Origin of the sequence: Hyalangium ruber, assembly GCF_034259325.1 — a bacterium.
Lineage (GTDB): Bacteria > Myxococcota > Myxococcia > Myxococcales > Myxococcaceae > Hyalangium_A > Hyalangium_A rubrum.
On the sequence record NZ_JAXIVS010000001.1, the window covers coordinates 815,176 to 837,446 of the forward strand.

General features: G+C 69.8%; 19 protein-coding genes. 12 read left to right on the forward strand and 7 right to left on the reverse strand.

Going from position 1 to position 22,271, the window contains the following annotated elements; all coding sequences use genetic code 11:
• Nucleotides 1-49: 49 nt before the first annotated feature.
• The 4 genes from purE to SYV04_RS03325 are packed head-to-tail and all read left to right on the forward strand — an operon-like array spanning nt 50 to nt 2,547.
• Complete coding sequence (purE, locus tag SYV04_RS03310; RefSeq protein ID WP_321544099.1) at nt 50-547, forward strand: 5-(carboxyamino)imidazole ribonucleotide mutase; 498 nt, start codon at nt 50-52, stop codon at nt 545-547.
• Complete coding sequence (purK, locus tag SYV04_RS03315; RefSeq protein ID WP_321544100.1) at nt 544-1,680, forward strand: 5-(carboxyamino)imidazole ribonucleotide synthase; 1,137 nt, start codon at nt 544-546, stop codon at nt 1,678-1,680. Before purE ends, purK begins: the two co-directional genes overlap by 4 nt.
• A 4-nt stretch (nt 1,681-1,684) precedes the next feature.
• Entirely contained in the window at nt 1,685-2,161 is a 477-nt protein-coding gene (gene ybaK / locus SYV04_RS03320; protein WP_321544101.1) for a Cys-tRNA(Pro) deacylase, read from the forward strand.
• 50 nt (nt 2,162-2,211) lie between these two features.
• Nucleotides 2,212-2,547: a protease inhibitor I9 family protein gene (locus tag SYV04_RS03325; RefSeq protein WP_321544102.1), complete on the forward strand. Its 336-nt coding sequence runs from the start codon at nt 2,212-2,214 to the stop codon at nt 2,545-2,547.
• On the opposite strand, the gene SYV04_RS03330 is transcribed toward SYV04_RS03325, so the two are convergent.
• The 4 genes from SYV04_RS03330 to SYV04_RS03345 form a co-directional block, all read right to left on the reverse strand.
• Entirely contained in the window at nt 2,537-4,750 is a 2,214-nt protein-coding gene (locus tag SYV04_RS03330; RefSeq protein ID WP_321544103.1) for a TonB-dependent receptor, read from the reverse strand. The genes SYV04_RS03325 and SYV04_RS03330 overlap by 11 nt on opposite strands.
• 5 nt (nt 4,751-4,755) lie before the next feature.
• On the reverse strand, nt 4,756-7,116 hold the full coding sequence (locus SYV04_RS03335) for an ATP-binding protein (protein ID WP_321544104.1): 2,361 nt from the start codon (nt 7,114-7,116) through the stop codon (nt 4,756-4,758).
• A gap of 2 nt (nt 7,117-7,118) precedes the next feature.
• Nucleotides 7,119-7,745: a YfiR family protein gene (locus SYV04_RS03340; protein ID WP_321544105.1), complete on the reverse strand. Its 627-nt coding sequence runs from the start codon at nt 7,743-7,745 to the stop codon at nt 7,119-7,121.
• Between the two features lie 109 nt (nt 7,746-7,854).
• The gene (locus tag SYV04_RS03345) at nt 7,855-8,886 is read right to left on the reverse strand and encodes a zinc-binding dehydrogenase (protein WP_321544106.1); all 1,032 of its coding nucleotides are present in this window, start codon (nt 8,884-8,886) and stop codon (nt 7,855-7,857) included.
• Nucleotides 8,887-8,957: 71 nt separating this feature from the next.
• On the opposite strand from SYV04_RS03345, the gene SYV04_RS03350 reads away from it, so the two are divergent.
• The 4 genes from SYV04_RS03350 to SYV04_RS03365 all read left to right on the forward strand — a co-directional run bounded on the left by SYV04_RS03350 (nt 8,958) and on the right by SYV04_RS03365 (nt 15,106).
• The gene (locus SYV04_RS03350; protein ID WP_321544107.1) at nt 8,958-10,169 is read left to right on the forward strand and encodes a hypothetical protein; all 1,212 of its coding nucleotides are present in this window, start codon (nt 8,958-8,960) and stop codon (nt 10,167-10,169) included.
• Between the two features lie 150 nt (nt 10,170-10,319).
• Entirely contained in the window at nt 10,320-11,141 is an 822-nt protein-coding gene (locus SYV04_RS03355; protein WP_321544108.1) for an EAL domain-containing protein, read from the forward strand.
• Between the two features lie 233 nt (nt 11,142-11,374).
• On the forward strand, nt 11,375-13,192 hold the full coding sequence (locus SYV04_RS03360) for an alkaline phosphatase PhoX (RefSeq protein WP_321544109.1): 1,818 nt from the start codon (nt 11,375-11,377) through the stop codon (nt 13,190-13,192).
• A gap of 114 nt (nt 13,193-13,306) precedes the next feature.
• Nucleotides 13,307-15,106 carry a hypothetical protein gene (locus SYV04_RS03365; protein WP_321544110.1) on the forward strand — a complete coding sequence of 600 codons (1,800 nt, stop codon included), beginning with the start codon at nt 13,307-13,309 and terminating at the stop codon, nt 15,104-15,106.
• Between the two features lie 9 nt (nt 15,107-15,115).
• Here the strand turns inward: SYV04_RS03365 and SYV04_RS03370 are convergent, their stop codons facing one another.
• Both SYV04_RS03370 and SYV04_RS03375 read right to left on the reverse strand, forming a co-directional pair.
• Complete coding sequence (locus tag SYV04_RS03370) at nt 15,116-15,655, reverse strand: DUF192 domain-containing protein (protein WP_321544111.1); 540 nt, start codon at nt 15,653-15,655, stop codon at nt 15,116-15,118.
• On the reverse strand, nt 15,652-16,044 hold the full coding sequence (locus SYV04_RS03375) for a TIGR02266 family protein (RefSeq protein ID WP_321544112.1): 393 nt from the start codon (nt 16,042-16,044) through the stop codon (nt 15,652-15,654). Before SYV04_RS03375 ends, SYV04_RS03370 begins: the two co-directional genes overlap by 4 nt.
• 25 nt (nt 16,045-16,069) lie before the next feature.
• On the opposite strand from SYV04_RS03375, the gene SYV04_RS03380 reads away from it, so the two are divergent.
• The 3 genes from SYV04_RS03380 (at nt 16,070) to SYV04_RS03390 (ending at nt 19,532) form a co-directional block, all read left to right on the forward strand.
• A complete protein-coding gene (locus SYV04_RS03380; RefSeq protein WP_321544113.1) occupies nt 16,070-18,442 on the forward strand; it encodes a hypothetical protein in 2,373 nt (790 codons plus the stop codon).
• 31 nt (nt 18,443-18,473) lie between these two features.
• Nucleotides 18,474-18,998, forward strand: a complete 525-nt coding sequence (locus SYV04_RS03385; protein WP_321544114.1) for a hypothetical protein — start codon at nt 18,474-18,476, stop codon at nt 18,996-18,998.
• A 69-nt stretch (nt 18,999-19,067) separates the two neighbouring features.
• Nucleotides 19,068-19,532 carry a YybH family protein gene (locus SYV04_RS03390; protein WP_321544115.1) on the forward strand — a complete coding sequence of 155 codons (465 nt, stop codon included), beginning with the start codon at nt 19,068-19,070 and terminating at the stop codon, nt 19,530-19,532.
• A gap of 7 nt (nt 19,533-19,539) precedes the next feature.
• Here SYV04_RS03390 and SYV04_RS03395 read toward each other — a convergent pair whose 3' ends face one another.
• A complete protein-coding gene (locus SYV04_RS03395) occupies nt 19,540-20,511 on the reverse strand; it encodes a homoserine kinase (protein ID WP_321544116.1) in 972 nt (323 codons plus the stop codon).
• Nucleotides 20,512-20,657: 146 nt separating this feature from the next.
• On the opposite strand from SYV04_RS03395, the gene SYV04_RS03400 reads away from it, so the two are divergent.
• Nucleotides 20,658-22,265, forward strand: coding sequence for a tetratricopeptide repeat protein (locus SYV04_RS03400; RefSeq protein WP_321544117.1), 1,608 nt, complete (start codon nt 20,658-20,660; stop codon nt 22,263-22,265).
• Nucleotides 22,266-22,271: the final 6 nt, after the last annotated feature.

A 22,271-nucleotide genomic window follows, 5' to 3' on the forward strand; every position in this document is an offset into this window, starting at 1 on the left:
GCGTTCTTCCTGCCTTGGGCGGGAGAGCGCACTGGAGGCGCGAGACAGCATGGCGAGCGCGGACACTCCCTGGGTCGGGGTCATCATGGGCGGCAAGAGTGACTTGGAGTACCTGCGCCCGGCGATCGACATCCTCACCGAGCTGGCCATTCCCCACGAGGTGCGCGTCGTGTCAGCGCACCGCACGCCCGACTGGATGATGGAGTACGCCTCCACCGCGGAGTCGCGAGGCCTGTCGGTCATCATCGCGGCGGCCGGGGGCGCGGCACACCTGCCCGGCATGGTGGCGAGCAAGACGCTGCTGCCCGTGCTCGGCGTGCCCATGCCCACCACGGTGCTCAACGGGCTGGATGCCCTCATGTCGATCGTCCAGATGCCCAAGGGCGTCCCCGTGGGCACGCAGGCCATCGGCAAGCCGGGAGCGGCCAACGCCGCGCTGCATGCCGCTTCCATCCTCGCCCTCAAATACCCGGAGCTGCGCGAGCGGCTGGCCTCCTGGCGCAAGGCCCGCACCGACGAGGTGCTTCGGGATCGGGAGCTCTCATGAAGACGATCCTCCCTGGTGGAACCATCGGTATCCTCGGCGGCGGGCAGCTGGGACGAATGATGGTGCTGTCGGCACGCACGCTGGGCTTCCAGGTGCAGGCGCTGGATCCGGATCCCGCCTGCCCGGCGCGCTGGGTGGTGGACCAGTGCTACACGGCCGACTTCAGCGACGCGAGGGCAGCGGCGCAGATGGCCCGCGCGTGCGACGTGGTGACGCTGGAGATCGAGAAGATCCCCCTGGCCTCCCTGAACGCCGCGGCCGAGCACGCCCCGCTGCGCCCCTCGGCGGCCGTGCTGGAGATGGTGCAGCACCGCGGACGTCAGAAGGCCTGGCTGGCGAAGAACGGCTTTCCCATGGGCCCTTGGCAAGAGGTGAACGACGCCGAGGCGCTGCGCACGACGGTGGTGGCGCTGGGCGGGCGTTGCTTCGTGAAGTCCTGCGAGGGCGGCTACGACGGACGCGGTCAGGTGCCTGTGAAGTCCGCCACCGAAGCGCCCCAAGCGTGGCGTGAGCTGGGCGAGCGCGCGGTGGTGGCGGAACAAGCGCTGGAGCTGCAAGCCGAGCTGTCAGTGCTGGTGGCGCGCAGCCCGCGCGGAGAGACGGCGGTGTACCCACCGGCCTTCAACCACCACGAGGAGCGCATCCTCGCGTGGTCGCTGCTACCCGGCCCCCTGCCGCCCGAGGTGACGAAGAAGGCCACGGAGATTGCCCGCGACATGGCCAATGCCCTGCAGGTGGAGGGGCTCCTGGTGGTGGAGATGTTCCTGCTCAAGGACGGGCGGCTGCTGGTGAACGAGCTGGCGCCCCGCCCCCACAACAGCTTCCACGCCACGGAGGTGGCCTGCCTCACCAGCCAGTTCGAGCAGGCGGTGCGCGCGGTGTGCAACCTGCCGCTAGGTTCCGTCGAGGTAGTGCGCCCGGCGGCCATCGTGAACCTGCTCGGAGACTTGTGGCTGAGCGAGGGCGGACCGCGCTTCGAGCAGGTGCTGTCAATGCCAGGAGTCCGGCTGCACCTGTACGGAAAGCGCGACGCGCGCAAGGGCCGGAAGATGGGACACCTGTCGGCGGTGGGAGCCACCTCCGAGGAGGCGCTGGCGCGGGTGCAGGCCGCCGCCCAGGCCCTGGGGGTTTGAGCCCGTGAAGACGAACGCCGCCCGCGCCCTGGACACGCTGGGCATCAAGTACGAGCTGCGCGAGTACGAGGTGGATCCCGACGACCTGACCGCCGAGACGGTGGCGGCGAAGGTGGGGCTACCGGCGGAGCAGGTCTTCAAGACGCTCGTGGCGCGAGGAGACCGCACCGGCGTGCTGATGGCGGTGGTACCCGGCGACGCGGAGCTGGACCTGAAGGCGCTGGCGCGGCTGAGCGGAGACCGGAAGGTGGACACGGTCCCCCTCAAGGAGCTGCAACCGCTCACAGGCTTCATCCGTGGAGGCGTGACGGCGATCGGCGGCAAGAAGGAGTACCCCGTCTTCGTGGACGAGACGGTGGAGCTCTTCGACATCATCTCCGTGTCCGCCGGAGTCCGGGGAACGCAGATCCTCATGGCCCCGGCCGACTACCTGAAGGTGACCAAGGGCAAGCCGGGCCCCATCTCCCGCCCCAAGACCTGAGCAGACGACTTGCCAGGTCGCCCCCGGTTGGAGCTATAAGCCGCGCCCGTATGCGGCTCCCCCTGGTCCTCCTTGCCTCGCTGTGCCTCGGTTTCGTGGCTTGCGGTCCCTCCATGGAGGACGACGCGCCTGTCACCGAGGCGCCCCACTCCGGGCGCTACCTCGTGCGCCTCCGGGAGCCCGCGTCCCGGGACGCGGCCCCCAGTGTCCGTGACCAGGCCCTCGAGCTGACCGCGCGCTACGGCGGGACGCTGGTCTCCGTGTACGAGCGCAGCTTCCGCGGGTTCACCGTGGAGGCGCTCCCCGCTCCGCAGGCCCAGGCGCTGGCCGGAGACCCCGCCGTGTCTCAAATCGAACAGGACTCCCGGCTCGGCCTCACAGATTGACCTCCAGGCTGATCAGGAAGCGCCGCGCGTCCATCCGGTAGTCGAAGGGAAGATCTCCCGTCCGCACCAGGTAGCTCTCGGTATTGAGCAGGTTCGTCACCGACACCCCCACGGCGGACCATGCGTTGACCTGGAGCCGCGTGTTCAAGTCGAAGCGCACCCAGGCCGGCACGGACACGGGCCGTGCGTCGATGAAGGCCGGCGTCAACCGATCCATCTCCCGACGCCGGACGCTGCCCTGGTAGCGGCCCTGGAGCGCGGCGCTGAAGCGCCTCAGCCGATAGCTCACCCCCGCCTTCACCGTATGCGCGGGTGCCCAGGTCAGGCGCTCGGCGGTCTCCGTGGTGCCGGACTTGCCATCCACCTCCCCCAGCAGATGCACGAAGCTGTAGTTGCCGAACCCCATCAGGCGGCCTCGCGCGCCCAGCTCCGCGTCCGCCATCAGCTCGAGTTCCACCCCCGCGAAGCGGCGGGAGAACAGGTTGCCCAGCTGGCCGCCGGTATAGCCAATCAGGTTCTCGAACCGGGAATGGAACGCGGTGGTGCGCCAGCTCAGGTGGCGGTGCAGCGTCCAGTCCGCGGTGAACTCGAAGGTGCTTACCCGCTCGGGCAGGATCGTTTCGAGATCCGTATCCGCCATCCAGCTGTTGGTGCTGAAGAGCTCGCTGGGTGAGGGGGCTCGGAACGCGCGGCTGGCCTGGAGCTTGAGGCTCAGCGTGGCCGTGGGGGCGTAGACCAGCGCGAGCCGGGGGCTGAACTGCTCATACGCCTTGCGGCTCACCCGGTCGTCGAAGGAGGTCGTGTCCCGGTAGGCGAAGAACTTCAGGTCGTAGCGCAGCCCCGCCGTCAGCGACAGGGGTGTGTCCAACAAGCGGCTCCAGGCGAGCTGGACATAGGCCGCCGCGTTGTTCACCGGGTGGCCGATGATGGCCTCGTAGAACGGGCCGAGCTCCACCCGCTCATCCGAGGGAGGAGCACCCGCCCCCGTATTGAGCAGGTCGACGTTGCTGTAATGCGCCTCGTCACCGCCATACATGAAGACCGAGTACTCCACCCCACCAAGCAGGGAGAGGCGCTCGGCCAGCTCGCCCGAGAGCTGGGCACGCCCGAAGACTTCGTCCATGCGCGTCTGGAGGCTCTCCGTCATGCCAGCGGGGTAGAACCCATCGAACGCCCCGCTCGGATAGAAGCGCACGTCCAGGTCGTAGTCGTGCCGCTGGAACGTGAGCACGTACTCGTGCTGGAGCCCGCTCGCGGCCGGCGAGTGATAGCGCAGCACCGCGAGGTGGCGTCCCTCGCGCAGGGGCTCCTCGGCATCCGGCACCCAGAACGACCACCCATGCGCGGTGCCCTGCTCCCACGCCTGCTGGTGGTAGCTCAAGGACAGCCCCTCCAGCGCCTTGCGGGGCTCCAGCTTCACGTAGAGGTAGCGACTGCCGAGCGGCTCTCGAACCAGGAAGCGCCGGAGCGTGCCCGTATCGTCGATCCGCTCCGAGCCGTCGTAGGACAAATAGGAAACTCCATCCGAGTCGTAGTAGCGAAACCCCAGGACGGCGGAGATGTGCTCCGAGCGCGTGGCCGCCACCGCCTCCACGCTCGCCGTCCCCCAGTTCCCGAGCCGCAGCCGCGCCTCGCTGTTGACCTCCAGGTGCTCGTCGTCGGTCAAGGTCTTCGGCGCGGAGATGGTGTTGATGGCCACCACGCCATTCGTGGCGCTGGAGCCATACAGGGCCGAGCCCGGCCCACGGATGATCTCGACGCTGCGCACCAGGAACAGCGGCGTGACGTCCCACGTATAGGCGCCGCCCGTGTCGTGGTCGTTCACCGGCACGCCGTCCACCAGCAGCAGCAGGTGGTTGTTGTTCCACCCCTCGTGGAGGCCTCGGGAGCCCACCACCGAGCGCTCGTAGTCGCGCGAGGGGAAGAAGCCGGGCTGGCTGAAGAGGAGGTCGTTGAGGCTCGTCCAGCCGAACTGTCGGATCTGGTCGCGGGTCACCAGGGAGGCGGCGCCAGGAGCCTCCCGCGCCAGCTGCCGCTGCTTGGAGGGAGCGGCGAGCTCGATCTGCAGCAACTCCTCGAGCGACAGGTTCTGGGACCAGTCGACCGGGGCCTCCTCGGGAGCATCCGGGGGATGGGCAGCGGCAGGGCCCGCGAACAGGGCCACTCCCAGCAACAGCACGCAAGCACGGGTCGAGGGGGCCATACGCGTCAGACCATGGGAGCGGCGAGGGAACCGACAGAAGGCGCTCTTCGCGCGAGGCGCGCCTGGATCGACTCGAGCAGGAGCGAGGTATCGATGGGCTTGTTCAGCACGCGGCCTGCCTGCGTCTCGATGAAGCCGCGAGTCGCCTCGGTGAAGGCGCCGCCCGTGAAGAAGAGGATCTCCTCGGCCTGGGAGGGGCACAGGCGCTGGAGCTCGGCGAAGAACTCCATGCCGGTCATCTCCGGCATCATCAGATCGCACAGGATGAGATCGAAGGTGCCCCCCTGAAGGATGCGCCCCAGGGCCTCCCGCGCGCTGGCGGCGAGGGTGATGTCGTGCTCCCGCCCGAGCGCCCGCCGCAGCGCGGCTCTCACGAACGGATCGTCATCCACCACCAGCACCCTCCCCCCGCGCCGCGCGGCATGCACGTTCACGGTGGGGCTCCCCGGGAAGGGCGTGGAGGCGGAGACCGAGGCAGCGGGCATGACGACGGTGAAGGCGCTGCCCTGCCCCGGCTCGCTGTGGACGTCGATGCGCCCACCCAAGCGGGTGATGATGCCCTGACAGACGGACAGGCCCAGTCCGGTGCCCACCCCCACGGGCTTGGTGGTGAAGAACGGCGTGAACAGGCGGCCGCGAACCTCGGGCGACATGCCACTGCCAGTGTCGGTGATGCTCACCCGCACCTGCCCGTCCTCGCCCCTCCAGGTGGTGATGCGGACCTCGTTCTGGTCCGCGGCGCCGGGCTCGATGGCGTGGGCGGCGTTGATGAGCAAGTTGAGGAAGACCTGGATCAGGTGGACTTCGTTGGCCTCGACGCACGGCACCGGCTGGTAGTCGCGCACCAGCCTCGCCCGGTGGCGCAGCTCGTTGGCCGCCATGCCGATGGCCGCCTCCAGGGTGTGGGAGATGTCCACGGGCTTGCGCGTATCGTCGTCTCCCCGCGAGAACGACTTGAGGCCCTGGACGATGTTCTGCACGCGCGAGCAGCCCTCCCGCGCCTCGGCCAGGGCGTCGGCGACCTCCTGCCACGTCTCCTCCAGTGGCTCGCGTGCCGGGACCGAGTCACCCGCCACGAGGCTCGCCCGCAGCTCGGGCAGCTCCCGCAGGACGAACTGGATGTTGGAGGTGACGTAGGCCAGCGGGTTGTTGATCTCATGCGCCACGCCGGCGGCCAGCGTGCCCACGGAGGTGCGCCGATCCGCGGTGATGAGCTGCTCCTGCGCCTCGCGCAGCTCCGTCAGTCGCCGGGCCAGCTCCTCGGTCCGCTCGGCCACCCGCTGCTCCAGCTCCGCGTTGCGCGCCAGCACCCGCTCCTGCGCCAGGCGCGCGGTGATGTCCTGGAAGTAGAGCCCCCAGCCAAAGCGCGTCCCCTCCTGGCTCTGGATGGGCGCCCGGTAGGCGGTGAGCGTCCGCCCGTCCTTCAGCCCCAGCTCCACCGCGCCCGAGGCAGGAGGCTCCCGCGAGAAGTCCGCCAGGCGCCGCAGCACCTCGGGCTCCCTCAATAACGGAGTGAGGCGCTGGAAGAGCTCTTCCAGGTGGTGCCCCTCCAGGCGCTCGGGGGGCAGCTGCCAGAGCTGGAGGAAGCGCTGGTTGTGCGCCAGCAGCGCCCCCTCCCCTGACACGGTGAGGATGCCCTCGGAGGAAGCCTCGCTCTGCGACTCGATGAGGGCCTTCTGCTCGTACAACCGATGGAGCATCCGCGACAGCGCCGCGGCCAGCGTCCCCGTCTCGTCGCGCCGCGAGAGATCCAATTCCTTCTGGGCGCCAAGCTCTCCCTCGGAGATGCGCAGCGCCACCTGGGTGACGCGCCCCAGCGGCCGGACCAGCACCGTGCCCACGCCGAAGGCCGCCAGCATCCCGAAGCCGAAGATCATCGCGGAGATGATGGCCGCCAGCCGCAGGGTGCGCTGACTCTCCCGCCGCACCTCGGCGAGGCTGAGGCCCAGCAGCAGCGCGCCCCGCTGTCCCCCGCGCGTCTGGATGTTGACCCGCGAGACCGCCTCCTGCCCGAGGATCCACGCGCCCTCGGGAATCGTCCGGGGAATCGGCCGAACGTGCCCCGCATACCAACTGGCCAGCACCGTCCCATCCTCCCGCAGCAGCAGGCCGAAGGTGGCATCCGGCGTGGAGCGCAGCGTCTCGAGGTGGCGCTGGGCGTTGCTCGCATCCCCGAAGTCGAGCGCGGGCTCCGTCGCGCCCGCCAGGAGCTGGGCCACCCCCATGGCCCGGTCGAGCATCCAGTGCCGCGCCTGCTCGTCCATGCGCGCCGGGAAGAAGATGAGGAAGAACAGGGCAAATGCCGCGAAGAGCAGCGCCACCAGCAGGACCAGGCGGGCCCTCAGGGAGAGGTTCTGGAGCGCCATGGTCAGTGAACCTCCTTCTCGGGCTCGACGAGGCGAGAGAGGCTCAGCAGGCCAGCATCGAGATCGGCGCCCTCGGCGCGCGCCGCCGACAGGTGTACGAGGATGACGGGGCTGTTGCCCTTGCGGCTCAGGCCGATGGCCAGGCCATGGTTGACCTGGGCCTCGCTGCCGGCGATCGACAGCACCGAGAGCCGTCGCGTCACCTGGGCGATGCGCTCGGAGTCTCCCTCCAGCCCATCACAGACATAGAGCGCCACCGCGCGCTCCTGGGAGAGCTTCTCCTGGAACTGGAGGGTGTCGGTGAAGCCGATGCGCACCACGCGCAAGGGGCGCCCGGCGATGACTCGCCCCCGCGACACCGTCTCCAGGGCACCGCTGAGCTCCCGGCCCTGGTCCTCCGAGGACACATCTCCCTCGCGGTGGATGACGGCGAGGGTCAGCGGCGGCGGCTGCTGCCCCATCCTCCGGTCGTAGGCGAGCACCCGCACCAGCATGGAGGCCCGCAGCGTCGTGGGCAGCTCCTCCGCGAAGGCGGAGGAGGCCAGGCACACCCCCACCATGAGCGCAAAGGCCCGCCGAGGACGGAGCCCATGCACCAGAGCCCTCGGGCTCCCAAAGTGCGTTGCCATGTTGGTGACCCCCCTTGGGCAGTGTACACCCAACAGGAAGGCACCGCTTACGCAGGCGGTGTGGCTACCTTGGCGTCAATCCCAGTCATGGACGTATGACGTAGGGGGCTCAACGCGCATCGGTCGAGGCATTGGGCGTGAAGAGCACCTTGCCCGCCGTCATGTCCGAGGCGGCGATGCGCAGCGCCTCGGCCGCGGACTCCAGCGGCAGCTTCGCGCGGATGGGCGTCTCGAGATCCTTGCCCACCATCGTCGCCACCCCGACGAGCGCTCGGAGCTGATCCCTGTTGAAGCCCTTGCTGAAGAAGTCCGACACCCAGAAGCCCTCGATCTTCTTGCGGCGAAAGATGAGTTCTTTCGGGTGGATACGGGACTCCTGCTCGGACAGCCCGCCATAGACAACCACCGTGCCGCCGTCGACCAGCGCCTGGGCCAGCTGGCCCGTCATCGGCCCGGCCACCGCGTCGAAGGCCAGCGTCACCCCCAACTCGTGGCATTTGATGCGCAGGCGCTCCTCGAACTCGGGCTCGCTGCTGTTCACCACGTGCTCGGCGCCCAGCTTGCGCAGCAGCGCCTCCTGCTCCGCGCGGCGAACGATGTTCACCAGTGGAAGGTTTTCCTTGAGTGACAATTTCAACACCATGCGCCCCAGCGCGCTCGCCGCCGCGCTCTGCGCCAGCGCCAGGTGCTTGCCCCGGCGCGCCAGGTCCATCATCGCCCAGGCCGAGAACGGGTTGATGAACATGCTCGAGCCCTGCTCATCGCTGATGCGCGGCAGGAGTGGCAGGCATTGCATGGCCGGCACCACCACGTACTCGGCCCACATGCCGTCCATGTTCGGCGTGGGGATGCACCCCACCCTCCGGCCCACCAGCAGCCGCCCCGCGACGCTCCCCGCCGCCACCACCGTGCCGCTGCCCTCGAAGCCCGGCACCGTGGGCAGCGAGCGCTTCACCCCGTACAGTCCACGAACGAACATCAGGTCCGCGGGGTTGATGGGGGCCGCGGAGACGCGCACCAGCACCTGGCCCGCCGCGGGCTTGGGCACGGGCATCTCCGTGACCTGCAAGGACTCCGGCCGGCCGTCATAGGCCGTGAGGCACAGCGCGCGCATCGTCTCGGGCAGGGCGGAGTTCATCATCCACAGACCTTTTTATTCGCCCGCGCGTTGCCACGGGAACCTTTCTCTCTCCCGCCGCGTCGGAGTGCCCGATGTCCGCCACAGTCCTGCAGCTGCACCACCGTGAAGCCTTCGAGCGGAATGTGAGCCGCGCGCTCGCCGCCGGAGCCGGCGCCGGCCTGCTGCACCTGGGCGCCAGCGCGGTGGGACTGCCCCTGCCCCTGGCCTACCTGGTCATCGCCGGCACGGTGCTGGCCGTGTCCCAGGGGGACAAGTGGGACCGGCTGCTGCTGTCGGGCCTGGGGGTGCTGCTGCCCGCCCTGCCCTACGCGCTGGGCATGGCGCCCGCGTGGACGGCGGGCCTGAGCGCGGGGGCGGCCGGAGCCCTGCTGGTGCGCGCGCACCTCAACGAGCGCGGCGAGGAGGGGCAGGTGGGCGAGCGGCGCCCCACCCTCGTCAACTACGTGCTCGGCGCGGGCCTGTGCGCCGCGCTCACCCTGGGAGGCGTGGAGGTGTCCCACGTCCTCGTGGCGCGGCTGGCCGACTGGGCCACCCCGGTGCTGCTGGCGGCGGGGCTGGCCGGTGCCATCGTCGGCCTCTTCGTGGGGCTCAGCTCCGTGGCGGCGCACCTGGCGCTCGCCTCGGATCCGGTGGAGGCGCGCTGCGAGGAGCTGCTGCCCCAGCTCTCGGGGGACTTCCACACCCTGGCGCAGCGCGCGCTGACGATCTACCGGCAGTGCGGCCAGTCGCTGGCGCAGCTTCCGCGAGAGCCCGCCCGCGAGGAGCTGGCACGGACGCTGTCGCGAATGACGCGGGACGCCGTGGAGCTGGCCTCGGAGTGGGCGGGCGTGGAGGCCCAGCTCGAGGAGCGCGCGCAGTCGGAGCTCCAGGCCGAGCGCGAGGAGCTGCTCCGGGCCGCGCACGCGAGCACGGACGCGGTGGCGCGCCGGCAGCTCGAGTCCGCCGCCGCCTCGCTGGCCGAGGAGGTGGAGCGGCTGGGAGAGCTCAAGCAGCGCCGGGAGCGGATCCTCGCCCGGCTGCGCGCTCAGGTGGCGCAACTGGACCGGGCCCGCGTGGCGCTCCTGTCGCTGCGCAGCGGGCAGGCCCAACTGAAGGCCGCGGAGCTGTCGGCGCTGTCCCGCCGCTTCCGGGCCCTCTCCAGCGCCCAGATGGAGGAAGGGCAGGTGATGGACGCGGTGGCCGCGCAGGCGACGCTCGCCCAGACCGAGGCCATGCCCCCCATCGCTCCCATCGCCGAGAGCTCCGAGGCACCGCCTCCGGCCGTGCGCCAGCGGGAGTCCTGACAGCCCTGTCACACCCAGGCGAGGCAGGCCGCCCGCCTCCCTCTCTGGGAGCCGAGCCCCCGGTCGTGACACCGCCGCCACGGGTTTGGCACCAGGCGCTTGCTCTCCTGGCAGAGAGTGGGTCAGAGGGATCCGTTACATCTTCCAGTCATGAGCCTTCCTCTGCCCCGCGCTGCAGGCCCCCTACCCGCCTGGCTCTGGAGTGGAGACGAGCCGCGAATCGTCTCCGTCTTCCAGCCGATCGTGGATCTGCGCAGTGGAGCAGCCATCGGATACGAGGTGCTCTCCCGGGGCCTGGGGCCGGCGCAGGTTCCTCCCCAGGTGCTCTTCGGTCGGGCGCGGGTGGAGGGCGTCACCTGGGAGCTGGAGCGAGCGTGCTGGACGGCGGCGCTCCGACGCATCTCCACGCTGCCGGCGACGGACCGAACCGTCCCCTTCTTCTTCAACGTGGGTCCAGACGTGTTGAGCGATCCACGCTTCCAGGATGGCTCCACGCTGGAGCTGCTGGCGCGCCACGGCATCCACCCGCGCGAGCTCGTGCTGGAGATCACCGAGACGAGCGTCATCGACGACTCGGAGCAACTGCAGCGGCTCTCACGGGAGCTGCGGGAGCACGGCTTCGGCGTCGCGCTGGATGACTTCGGCGCGGGGCACTCGGGGCTGGTGACGCTGGTCCACAGCGAGCCGCAGTTCATCAAGCTGGACCAGGCGCTGGTGCGGGGCATCCACCAGCATCGCTACCGCCAGCACCTGGTGAAGGCGCTGGTCGATTTCGCCGCGAGTGTGAGCGCCACGTTGATCGCCGAGGGCATCGAGACGTGGGAAGAGCTGAACGTGCTCATGACCCTGGGCATCCGCTACGTGCAGGGCTTCCTGGTGGCACGGCCTGCCCTGACGCCGCCGCGTCCCTCGGAAGAGTTCGACGCGCGCCGCCGCGAGGCCCTGCGCACCCTGCTCCCCATCTCGCCCTGACCCCTCAATGCCGGCTAACCTCCGGCCACCTCCCATCCCGGGAGTGGAACCCATCCCCTATGACTCCATTTAGAACGGTTCGTTCCGTACGGGCTGCCTTGTTCGCGGGCGCCCTGGCTCTCACGTCCTGCACGGGTGACAAAGGCGACTCGGGCGCCCCTGGCAAGGAGGGGCCCACCGGAGACGTTGGCACCGAGGGCCCTCAGGGCCCCCAGGGTCCTCAAGGCGAGGGCATGAAGTGGCTCTCGTTCGAGGACGTGGGCTTTGCCCGCACCGACGCCGAGAAGCACAAGGTACGCGCCTCGACCAAGGCCAACGTCAACGGTCGCGAGGTCTCCATCGGCTTCACCACGCTGCTGCGCGGTCGCCAGGATCCCTCCCGCCCCGAGCGCCAGTGTGATCTCGCCAACAGCCCCGCCACCTGTATGGGCGTGCTCCTGTCCGCCTCCGGCCAGCCCCTGCGCGATGACGCGGGCGCGGTCGTCGTCTCCACCGCCCACGACAACACCACCCTGCAGAAGGTCGGCGACAAGATCTTCATGGTCAACTCGACCGAGTCGATCCCCGCCGCGATGTTCGTGACCACCCTCGCGCAGGATCCGGCGACTGGCGCCCTCTCGGCCACCGCCACGCGCGCCCTGGACACCTCGCCCATCGATGGCTTCTGGTACTCGTGCGCCGGCTCGAAGTCGCCCTGGGGCTCGCACCTGGCCTCCGAGGAGTTCCCCGTCGACGCCCGCTTCATGCAGGAGCGCACCAGCTGGGCCGACCTGCGCACCCGGGCCACCTCGCCCACCTTCCCCGAGTTCAAGCTCGCCGCCCAGTACTGGGGCGTGAACCTCGAGGACGCCAACCAGGACGGCACCCCGGATGGGGACATCGCGGACTTCAAGGCGGTGTTCTCGCCCTACTTCTACGGCTTCGCGGTGGAGGCCACCGTGGCCGAGAACGGCCAGGCCACGCTCAAGAAGCACTACGCCATGGGGCGCCACTCCATGGAGCTGCCCCTCGTGATGCCGGACAACAAGACCGTGCTGCTGACGGATGACGGCACCAACGTGACGCTCTCCATGTTCGTCGCCGACACCGCGGGCGACCTGAGCGCGGGCACGCTGTACGTCATGCGCGCGTACCAGACGACGCCCGCCGGCAGTAAGGACTTCATCGCCGACGTCGACTGGGTCAACCTCGGCCACGCGACGAACGACCAGGTCCGCGCGCTGCTCCACCCGCCCGCGGGCACCCCGCGCATCACCTTCTCCGACATCTTCGAGACGGAGGCGCCGAACGCGGGCGCCTGCCCGACGGAGGGCTTCAAGCCGGTGCGCGGCGCGAACTCGGAGACGCTCGAGTGCATCAAGCTGCGGCCGGGCATGGAGCTGGCGGCCTCGCGGCTCGAGACGCGCCGCTACGCCAACTACCTGGGCGCCACCACCGAGCTGAACAAGGAGGAGGGCATGACCTATGACCCCGACTCCCACACGCTCTACGTCGCGCTGAGCGACATCTCCAAGGGCATGGGCGGGCAGACGGGTGGCGATGACCACATCAACGTCGCCACCAACCTGTGCGGCGGTGTCTTCGGCCTGAACGTGGGCCCGTGGATGAACGCCAGCGGCACCGTGGTGACCAACTACGCGCCCCTGAACTGGTACCCCGTGCTCGTGGGCGTGCCGCAGACCTACACGGCCGGCAGCCCGTACGTGGGCAACACGTGCAGCGTCAACGGCCTCGCCAACCCGGACAACCTGGCCTACCTGCGCGGGTACAACACGCTGATCATCGGCGAGGACACCGGCTCCGGGCACCAGAACGACGCCATCTGGTCGTTCAACACCGTCACCCGCAAGCTCACGCGCATCATGACGACGCCCTTCGGCGCGGAGACGACCGCGCCGGGCTGGTTCCCGGATATCAACGGCTACGGCTACCTGACGGCCGTCGTCCAGCACCCCTATGGCGAGAGCGACGCCAACCGCCTCACGGAGCCCGAGGCGACCGGCCGTGAGAGCTGGGTGGGCGTCGTCGGTCCGTTCCCGGCGTTGAAGTAGGCGCCAGGGCCCGGGCGGTCTCCAGGCCGGCCCGGGCTCGGCTCCATGCAGCAACCCCTTCCGCGGGGGGCCCTGGCCCTCCGCGGTTCCTTCTCACCGGAGTGTCTTGTCCTGATGTCGCCGCGCGCCGCTGTCCTGCTCTCCTCGCTGCTCCTTCTGGCCAGTGCGTGCCGCCGCACGGAGGCCCAGTCCTCGAAAGATGCGGGCACCCCGAGCGCCACGGCCGACGCCGCCACGCAGGCGCGGGTGGACCTGCGCAACGACGTGCTCTCGCACCGCACGCCGTACATTCCTCCGCAGTGCTACACGAAGACGCGAGGGGCCCAGGGGCGCATCCACAACCCGTGCTTCGTGTGCCACCAGTCGTCGCGCGCGCCCAACTACATCGATGACGCGGCCCTGCAGCTCGACTTCGCCTTCCCCGCGGTGGCGCGGCGCAACCCGTGGGCCAACCTCTTCGTGGACCGCCGCAAGGCCATTGCCGCCATGCCGGACGCAGAGCTGCTGGCCTACGTCCGCCAGAGCAACTACCTCGCCCCGGATGGCGCACCCGCCCTCGCGCGCACGCTCCAGAAGGTCCCGAAGGACTGGGACCTCGATGGCAATGGCCGCTGGGACGGATGGAGCCCCGACATCGCCTTCCGCTTCGATGAGCGCGGCTTCGACGTGCGCCCGGATGGGAGCCTCACCGGCTGGCGCGCGTTCGCGTACTACCCCTTCCCGGGCACCTTCTGGCCCACCAACGGCTCCTTCGGGGACGTGCTGATCCGCCTGCCCGAGGCGTTCCGCCAGGATGAGAACGGCCAGGCGGATGTCACGGTGTACACGCTCAACCTCGCCATCCTCGAGGCGCTCGTGGCGCGCCGGGATGTCCCCATCGAGCCCCTCGAGGAGAAGCGCTTCGGGGTGGATCTCGACGGAGACGGCAAGCTCGCCACCGCGAAGCAGGTGCGCTACCTCTGGAAGCCCCCTCAGCTCACCATGAGCTGGGTGGGCCGGGCGCGCGCGCTGCAACAGCAGGAAGCCGTTCACCTCGCTGCGGGCCTCTTCCCCGAGGACACGGAGTTCGCCCACACCGTGCGCTACCTGGACGTGGTGGAGGGCAAGCCCCGCATGGCGGCGCGGCTCAAGGAGCTGCGCTACATGGTGAAGAAGGGCTGGATCAGCTACGGCGCGTTCATGCAGGCGGCGAGTCGGGAGGCGCGCGAGGCGGAGCAGACGCCCGACAAGACCCGCGCCCTCGGCGGCGTCTTCGAGCAGGGCGTCGGCAACGGTGCGGGCTGGCGCCTCCAGGGCTTCATCGAGGATGCCCAGGGCCAGCTGCGTCCCCAGAGCCGTGAGGAGCACGCCTTCTGCCTCGGCTGCCACTCCGGCGTCGGCGCGACGGATGACAGCGTCTTCTCCTTTGGCCGCAAGCTCCCCGCCTCCGAGTTCCAGGCCGGGTGGTTCCACTGGTCGCAGCGGGGCCTGGAGGGCGTACGCGAGCCAGTGCGCGCCGACGGCCACGGCGAATACGCGTACTACCTGAAGCACAACGGCGCTGGGGACGAGCTGCGCGCGAACACCGAGGTACTCGAGCGCTTCTTCAACCCGGACGGCGCGCTCCGCCCCGAGGCCGCGCAGGCGCTCCGCGAGGACATCTCCACCCTGCTCCTGCCGAGCCCCGAGCGGGCGATCCAGCTCGACAAGGCGTACCGGCTGATCGTCCGCGAGCAAAGCTTCACGCGCGGCAGGGATGCCATCCTCGCCCCCGCCGACAACGTCCACCGTGAGCTGCCCGCAGACGGCCCCGAAATGGAGACGGGGGTGAGCGACGCACTGCCCGGACCGCGCGAAGGCAAACTCGGCCCCTACCCGGGCCTGCTCGCCCGTCCCAAGCCGGAGCCCTCCAAGGGGCTCACGGACGCGCGCTGAGCCGGCGGCTCAGGGGATGATGGGGATCGCGGAGACACCCTCGAACTCCACCGTGCCGCCCTTGGTGATGCCCACCGACTGGCACCAGCCGCCGGGTACCTCCAGCACGAACTGGCTGGGTATCCCCACCGAGCGCGGGGTGGTCGTCTTCGGCTCGGCCCGCTCGATGATGCCCACCACCTGGTTCTTCGTGTTGATGAAGAGGATGTCCAGGGGGATGAGCGTGTTGCGCATCCAGAAGCTCTGCACCTCCTCCACGGGGAAGAGGAAGAGCATGCCCTTGCCGGCGGCCAGCTCCGTGCGCCACATGAGCCCGCGCTGGCGGGAGAGCGGCGTGGCGACCACCTCCACCTCCACCCGGTGGACCCCACCGAAGGCGTCCTTCAGGCGCACGTACGCTCGCGGCAGCGGCGGCATCTCATAGTCCTTGTCCGTGACATCCGTGGGCGCAGGGCGTGGAGCGGCCGGCGGCTTGCCCTCGGCCTCGGGTGCCTGGCAGGCCAGGAGCAACAGCGCGGCCAGCAGGCCGCGAAAGCAGGTGTGCGTCATGATTGGAGGGGCTTGTTGAGCAGCTTCTCGGTCAGGTCCTGTCCCAGGCTGTCGGCCATCAGCTTCTCGACGACGGCCTCGAACTCGGAGCGCTGCGAGTCGTTGCTGTAGATGAAACGGATGCCCATGCCCGGCTCCTCGGCATCCCCCTTGGACCAGACCACTTCGCCCAGCAGCTCGAAGGGCTCCTCGCGCTGGGGCACCGTCAGTTTGAAGAGGAAGCGCGTGCCAATGGGCAGCGGCTTCTTCGTCTTGATGAAGGTGCCACCCTTGGAGATGTTCTTCGTGTAGTCGGCGAAGAACGAGTTGAGCTTCTTGTAGTCCACCTTCAGCTCGATGGGCACGCGCGTCTGTTGGCGCTGCTCTGGACCGGTCTTCTGTTCGGGCATGCGGGGTCGGAGTATAGGGGAGCCTATGCGGCAAGTCCTGCTATCCCGGCTTCGCACCCTGGTACGGCGCCCCGCGGTGATCACCGTGGTAGGAATTCTGGCGCTCGGCGGTTCCGCGCTCGTCTTCCTGCCCCTCTTCGGGATGCCCGGCTTCGAGCTGGGGCTGGCCCTCTCCATCGCCGTGGGCACCCTGGGAGGTGGGGTGGGCGTCGCCGCCGCCGCGCAGGAGCGCCGCATCCTCCTGGGCGAGGAGCTCCGCCTGAAGGAGCTGCCTCGCCCCGAGCGTCCCTCCCAGGCACTGGCGCTCGCCCTGGGCACCGCCCTGCTGCTGAACGTGGGGGTGCTGGTGCCCCCCTTCCTCAGCGCTACCCTCTTCTCCGTCCTGGGCACGGCGTGTGATCCGTTCGAGCTGGTGGGCTTCTACCCGCTGCTCACCCTGCCCTCCGCGCTGCTGGCCTCCACCGTGGGCGTCCTCTGTGGCTTCGGAGTCCGGCGGCCCGGGCGTGCGGTGCTCGCCTACATCGGCCTGGTGCTCCTCTCGGGGCTGCCCACCGCGTGGCCCATCGTCTTCGGGCCCCAGGTGTATGCCTTCAACCACTTTCTCGGACATCTGCCCGGCCCGCTCTATGACGAGGCGCTGACGGTGACGCCCCGGCTGGCCTGGTTCCGCCTGGAGACGCTGCTGCTGGCGGGGCTGGTGGCGCTGCTCACCGGGGTGAGCCTGAGGGTGCCGGAGGGCCGCCTCGCCCGGCCGAAGCTGGGACTCGGCGCATGGGGGTTGGTGGCACTGCTGATGGGAGGGGTGGTCCTCATCGAGGCGAACGGCCCCGCCCTGGGGCTGCGGATGAACGCGGAGTACCTCGCCGAGCAGCTCGGCGGCGTGCGCGGCTCCCCCCACTTCCGCCTCTACTACCCGCGCGGCATGGACCGCGAGGCGGTGGAGCGCACCGTGCGCGACTTGGAGTTCCGCCACGCGCAGCTCTCTCGCTTCCTGGGCGGCGCGCCCTCGGAGACGATCCGCGTCTACCTGTACCGCACCGAAGAGGAGAAGCAGGCGCTGGTGGGCGCCGGGCGGACCCAGTTCGCCAAGCCCTGGCTCTACGAGCTGCACATCAACGACCGGCCCTTCCCCCATACGAGCCTCCACCACGAGCTGGCGCACGTCATGGCGGCCCCGGCGGGCAGCGGCCCCTTCCGTGTCACCACCCGCCTCGGGCTCTGGCCACTGATGGGCGTGATTGAAGGCTTCGCGGTGGCGGCGGATGACCCCATCCAGGGCGAGATGACCCTGCACCAGTGGGCAGCCGGCATGCGCCGCCACAAGCTGGCCCCGGACATGCGCAAGCTGATGGGCACCGAGGGCTTCTACCAGGCGGCGCCCTCGCGGGCGTACACGGTGGCGGGCTCCTTCCTGCGCTACCTGGCGGACACCTACGGCGCGGAGAAGGTGCGGGTGCTCTACGCGCACGCGGACTTCCAGGAGGCCTATGGCCGCTCGCTGGACGAGCTCGTCACCGAGTGGGAGCGCCACCTGGACACGCTGCCGCTGGACGAGGACGCGGCCAGCCGGGCCTTCCTGCGCTTCCGCACCGGCAGCCTCTTCACGCGCATGTGCGCCCGTGAGGTGGCGCGGCTCCAGGAGGATGCCCGCGACGCGCTGGTGAGTGATCCGCAGGATGCGCTCGAGCGCTACCAGCGCGCCGCGAAGCTCCAGCCCGAGGAGCCCGGCTACGTCATCGGCCAGGCCGCCGCGATGGACCAGCTGGACCGCACCGCCGACGCCGCCAAGCTGCTCGCCACCCTGGCCGAGCGGGTGAAGGACCAGCCGGCGATGGAGGCCGAGGTGGCCATGGATCAGGCGGAGATGGCGCTGCGCCTGGAGAAGCTGGACGAGGCCCGCGCCCACCTGGAGCGGGTGCTGGCGCTGGCCCCCAGTCCCGAGCTGGCACGCGGCGCCCACATCCGGCTGGCGGCGCTGGAGTCCCCCTCGCTCCTGAGGGCCGTGGAGTCCTTCTTCCGCTCCACCCGCGACGAGCTGCGCCTGCTGCAGCTCTCTCGCGCGCTGGAGCTGAACCCCAAGGAGCCCTACCTCCTCTATTTGCTGGGGCGGCGCGTGCAGCAGGTGGGCGGGGCGCCCGGGATGGCGGTGGAGTACACCTCCCGCTCGCTCGCAGTCGGGGGCCCCACGCTGCCCGAGCCCATCCGCCGGGAGGCGCTGCGCTCGCTGGTGGAGGCCTCCTACCTCGCCGGAGATTGCGGCGCGGTGCGGCATGAGGTGGGCGCATTGCCCGATTTTGGACCTGCCTTCAAGGCGGCGGCCCTGGAGTGGATGGCGCGGTGTGATTTCGAGGATGGTGCCTTCCAAGGACCTCTGGTGCCCCGGCAGGCTTTCCGCTAGACGCAGGCGCTTCAACGCGCACGGAGGGTGTATGCGGTTCGAATCGCGGCAGCGGATCCTGGGGACGGTGGACGAGGTAGAGCGTGCGATCCTCGACCCGCGGTACTTCGACTTCCTGCTCAAGCACCACGGGGTGCTGCTGGAGGTGCAGCCGCTGGAGGTCAAGGACGAGGGCGACAAGGTTCGGCGCCGGGTGCGCTACCGCCCCAAGCCCGTCATCGCGGCGATTGGCCCGAAGAAGGTGCCGCCCGAGTACTTCGCCTTCATCGAGACGTCGACGTATGACCGGAAGAAGAAGGAGCTGACGTTCAGCAACGTGCCCACCTCGAACGCCATCTCGAAGATGCTGGTGAACACGGGCACGCTGCGGCTGCGCGACATCGGAGGTTCGACCGAGCGCACCATGGACGGGGAGATCTCCCTGAAGCTGCCGCTGCTGATGAAGCCGCTGGCGATGATCGGCGAGAAGATCATCCAGGCCGAGGGCTTGAAGATCCTCGATGGCGAGGCGCCGGTGCTCAACCGGTTCATCGCCGAGGTGCTGCGCAAGGGCTGAGCGGGTGATGGGGCAAGGCTGGGGAATGAGTTGACACCGCGGCGGTTGCCCCCTTAGAGGCGACCGACCATGACCTTCCGAGCCCTTCTCATCGTTCCCCTGCTGCTGGCTGCGGCTTGCACTCCCCGGCGCATCCCGGGCACCGAGCTCGCCGACACCGAGGACACGCGCGCCATCCTCGCCGTGATGGAGCGCTACCGCAGCGCGCTGGAGGCCAAGGACGCCAAGGCCATCCAGACGCTGGTGTCCAAGAACTTCCGCGAGGACGGCGGCACCGAGACGACGGACGACGATCTCACGTACGAGAACCTGGACGAGCACCTGTCCAACCTCTTCCAGCGGCTGGACAACCCCAAGGTGGAGCTGAGCATCCGCCGGGTGGACGTGCAGGACGAGCAGGCCACCGCCATCTACTACTGGAACGCGAGCTGGAAGCTGCCCTCGCTGACCAACCGGGGCCAGAACGACTCCGAGCTGGAGCAGATGCTCTTCCAGCGCCAGGACGGCGAGTGGAAGATCGTCTCGGGCATCTGAGCCGCGCTCAGAGCCCCAGCAGCGTCCGCAGGCCCGAGGGCCCCATGGCATCCAGCGCCCGCGCCCGCGCCAGGTAGGTGCGGAAGTCCTTGCGGGTGAGCTGCTCGGGCGGCAGCGGCGACAGGTGGAAGTCGCGGATGCGGCTGGCGGTGTAGCGCACCGCCCCGAAGAGCGCGTGGCCGAAGAGGTTCTCGCGCTCCACGGCGGCCAGCGGTCGCGCGTCCTGGTAGCCCCGGATGAAGGCGCGGCACAGCTCCGGCTGGTACTTCCCGTCGAAGCACCAGGCGTTCAGGGTGATGGCCACGTCCAGCCCGTAGGCGTCCCGGCACGCCATCTCGAAGTCGAAGAAGGCCCCCACCCGGTCCGCCAGCCACTTCACGTTGTCGGTGAAGAGGTCCGCGTGGATGACGCCGCGCGGCTCCAGGCCGTGGTTGCGCTCCTTGTCGGCCCGGAGCAGGTGCTCCTCCAGCTCCTCGGCGACGACGGACACCTCGTCATCCGAGTGGCCCTTCAGCCCCGCCAGCCAGCTGCGCACCAGCCCGGCGCTGTAGGGGTTGTCCCGGCTGCCGCCGAAGGACTGGGTGATGCGGTGCATCTTCGCCAGCTCCAGGCCCAGGCGCTCGGCGTGCTCGGGAGTCACCTGGGGGCGCTTGAGCTCCTCGCCCGCCAGCCACTGGAAGACGGTGACGCGGCCTCCTTCCAGCTCCAGGAAGGGCTTGCCCTGCTGGGTGGGGACCAGGGTGGGCGAGGGAAAGTGGGACTCGGTGAGGTGAGCGAGCAGCGCCGCCTCGAAGCGGAGATCCTCGGCGGAGCGCACCGTCGTGTGGCGAACGAAGAAGCGGCCGCGCTCGGTGCCCACGCGGTGGTTGGTGTTGATGGAGCCCTCGGGGATGGGCACGACTTCCTTGACGGCTCCCAGAGCGAACGCCTCGGCCACCTGGACGAACGCCTCGGGCTTCAGCACCGTGTACACCGCCATCGCGCATCCTCCCGGAGTGGACAGCCGCCCGAGCCTCCGTCGCCCCCCTCCGTTGACACCCGACAGGGGCGGACATATCTAGGCCCGGCTCCCTTATCAGGCATAAACGTCCGAAACCATTCAAATTTCTGGTGGAGAAAGTCCGCATGGGCATGGCAGACGGCGGTGGCGTCTCGCAGCGGGAGGGCCGGCGGAGGGAGAGCCTCGCCAGCGCGCTGGTGCAGGTGGGACTGGTGGCGGTGCTGCTGGGGGCGGCGGTGGCGTACGTCGTCCACCGGGGCCGGGTACGCCAGGAGACGGACACGCGGCTGAAGGCGGCCCAGGCGGCGGCACAGCGCGGCAACCCAGCGGATCTCCAGAAGGCGCTCCAGGAGCTGGACGCGCTCTTCACGGTGGATGGGGACGTGTACGGGGCGCATGCGCTGGCCGCGGATCTCCATGCGGAGTTGTGGCTGGAGCACCACCAGCCGGGCGCGGAGGCCAAGGCGCGTGAGCACCTGGCCCGGGCCGAGGCGCTGGAGTCCAAGGATGTGGAGCGCTACGGGGCCAAGGTGGTGCGGGCCTCGGTGCTGCTGGCCGAGGGCAAGGCGACCGAGGCGGAGCAGGCGCTGAAGACGCTGCGGGATCGCGGAGCGAACAACCCGAAGCTGTGGCTGGCGCAGGCGCGCACGCTGCAGGCGCTGGGCAACTTGCAGGGCGCGAGGCATGCCTACTCGAAAGCCACGGAGGCGGCGTGGAAGGATCCGCGCTTCTCCACGGCTTATGGGGAGGCGCTGCTCGAGGAGGGGCTCTTCGCGCAGGCGGGCGAGGCGCTGGGGCGGGCCACCTCGGCCAACCCGGAGCACCTGGAGTCACGGGTGACGGCGGCGCTGGCCTCGCTGTACCTCAAGCAGAAGCCGGACGATGCGGCGGCGCGCACGATTCAGGACGTGATGGCACGCGAGGCCGAGCTGACGCCGTCGCTGAAGGCGCGCGCGCTGGCGGCCCGTGCGGAGCTGGCGCTGGTGGGTGGCAACGCGGACGAGGCGCTGAAGGACGCGGACGCGGCGCTGGCGCTGGCACCAGAGGAGCCCTACGCCCTCTTCGGCCGGGGCAAGGCGCTCGCGGCGAAGAAGGATCCGGGCGCGCGTGCGGCCTTCGAGGCGGCGGTGGCGAAGCGCCGGACGGCTCCCCTCCTTTATATGGAGGGCGCGAAGGTGCTGCAGCACGCGGGAGATAACGCGGGAGCGCTGGCGCTGCTGGACGCATACGAGGCCGTCTTCCGCGAGGTGCAGGTGTCGGCGGGAGAGGACAAGACGGTAAGCGCGCTGGAGCGGGATGATCGCTACTGGCTGGCGCGCGGCGGCCTCCTCGACGCGGCGGGCCGGCAGGACGAGGCGCTGGCGGCGTATGACAAGGCCATCACCGTGCAGGGCTCTTCGCTGGCCCGGGCCAAGTACGCCAAGGGCGCGTTGCTGCTGGCGCGCAAGGACTACCCTGGGGCGCAGGCGGTTCTGGCGGAAGTGACGCCGGACAGTGGAGCAGGCCCGGTGCCTGAGGCATATGCGGCGATGGGAGAAGTGCTCTTCGGCCTGGGCGACTACGCGACGGGCTGCCAGCACTACTACTTCGCGCTGAGCCGCGACCGCGTCCGAGGGGTGCCGCTCGATCAACTCCAGGCCAAGGCGACGGACATCAGCAAGCGGCTGACGACGGCAGGGCAGGCCAACATGGCCAAGGCCTGGAAGGCCGAAGCGGACGCCCTGCTGAAGTAACTGGGA

What these genes read in the sequence shown, in the direction of transcription:
- purE (WP_321544099.1), top strand. Translation starts at nt 50, where the DNA reads ATGGCGAGCGCGGACACTCCCTGGGTCGGGGTCATCATGGGCGGCAAG.
- purK (WP_321544100.1), top strand. Translation starts at nt 544, where the DNA reads ATGAAGACGATCCTCCCTGGTGGAACCATCGGTATCCTCGGCGGCGGG.
- SYV04_RS03325 (WP_321544102.1), top strand. Translation starts at nt 2,212, where the DNA reads ATGCGGCTCCCCCTGGTCCTCCTTGCCTCGCTGTGCCTCGGTTTCGTG.
- SYV04_RS03330 (WP_321544103.1), bottom strand. Translation starts at nt 4,750, where the DNA reads ATGGCCCCCTCGACCCGTGCTTGCGTGCTGTTGCTGGGAGTGGCCCTG.
- SYV04_RS03335 (WP_321544104.1), bottom strand. Translation starts at nt 7,116, where the DNA reads ATGGCGCTCCAGAACCTCTCCCTGAGGGCCCGCCTGGTCCTGCTGGTG.
- SYV04_RS03340 (WP_321544105.1), bottom strand. Translation starts at nt 7,745, where the DNA reads ATGGCAACGCACTTTGGGAGCCCGAGGGCTCTGGTGCATGGGCTCCGT.
- SYV04_RS03345 (WP_321544106.1), bottom strand. Translation starts at nt 8,886, where the DNA reads ATGATGAACTCCGCCCTGCCCGAGACGATGCGCGCGCTGTGCCTCACG.
- SYV04_RS03350 (WP_321544107.1), top strand. Translation starts at nt 8,958, where the DNA reads ATGTCCGCCACAGTCCTGCAGCTGCACCACCGTGAAGCCTTCGAGCGG.
- SYV04_RS03355 (WP_321544108.1), top strand. Translation starts at nt 10,320, where the DNA reads ATGAGCCTTCCTCTGCCCCGCGCTGCAGGCCCCCTACCCGCCTGGCTC.
- SYV04_RS03360 (WP_321544109.1), top strand. Translation starts at nt 11,375, where the DNA reads ATGAAGTGGCTCTCGTTCGAGGACGTGGGCTTTGCCCGCACCGACGCC.
- SYV04_RS03365 (WP_321544110.1), top strand. Translation starts at nt 13,307, where the DNA reads ATGTCGCCGCGCGCCGCTGTCCTGCTCTCCTCGCTGCTCCTTCTGGCC.
- SYV04_RS03370 (WP_321544111.1), bottom strand. Translation starts at nt 15,655, where the DNA reads ATGACGCACACCTGCTTTCGCGGCCTGCTGGCCGCGCTGTTGCTCCTG.
- SYV04_RS03375 (WP_321544112.1), bottom strand. Translation starts at nt 16,044, where the DNA reads ATGCCCGAACAGAAGACCGGTCCAGAGCAGCGCCAACAGACGCGCGTG.
- SYV04_RS03380 (WP_321544113.1), top strand. Translation starts at nt 16,070, where the DNA reads ATGCGGCAAGTCCTGCTATCCCGGCTTCGCACCCTGGTACGGCGCCCC.
- SYV04_RS03385 (WP_321544114.1), top strand. Translation starts at nt 18,474, where the DNA reads ATGCGGTTCGAATCGCGGCAGCGGATCCTGGGGACGGTGGACGAGGTA.
- SYV04_RS03390 (WP_321544115.1), top strand. Translation starts at nt 19,068, where the DNA reads ATGACCTTCCGAGCCCTTCTCATCGTTCCCCTGCTGCTGGCTGCGGCT.
- SYV04_RS03395 (WP_321544116.1), bottom strand. Translation starts at nt 20,511, where the DNA reads ATGGCGGTGTACACGGTGCTGAAGCCCGAGGCGTTCGTCCAGGTGGCC.
- SYV04_RS03400 (WP_321544117.1), top strand. Translation starts at nt 20,658, where the DNA reads ATGGGCATGGCAGACGGCGGTGGCGTCTCGCAGCGGGAGGGCCGGCGG.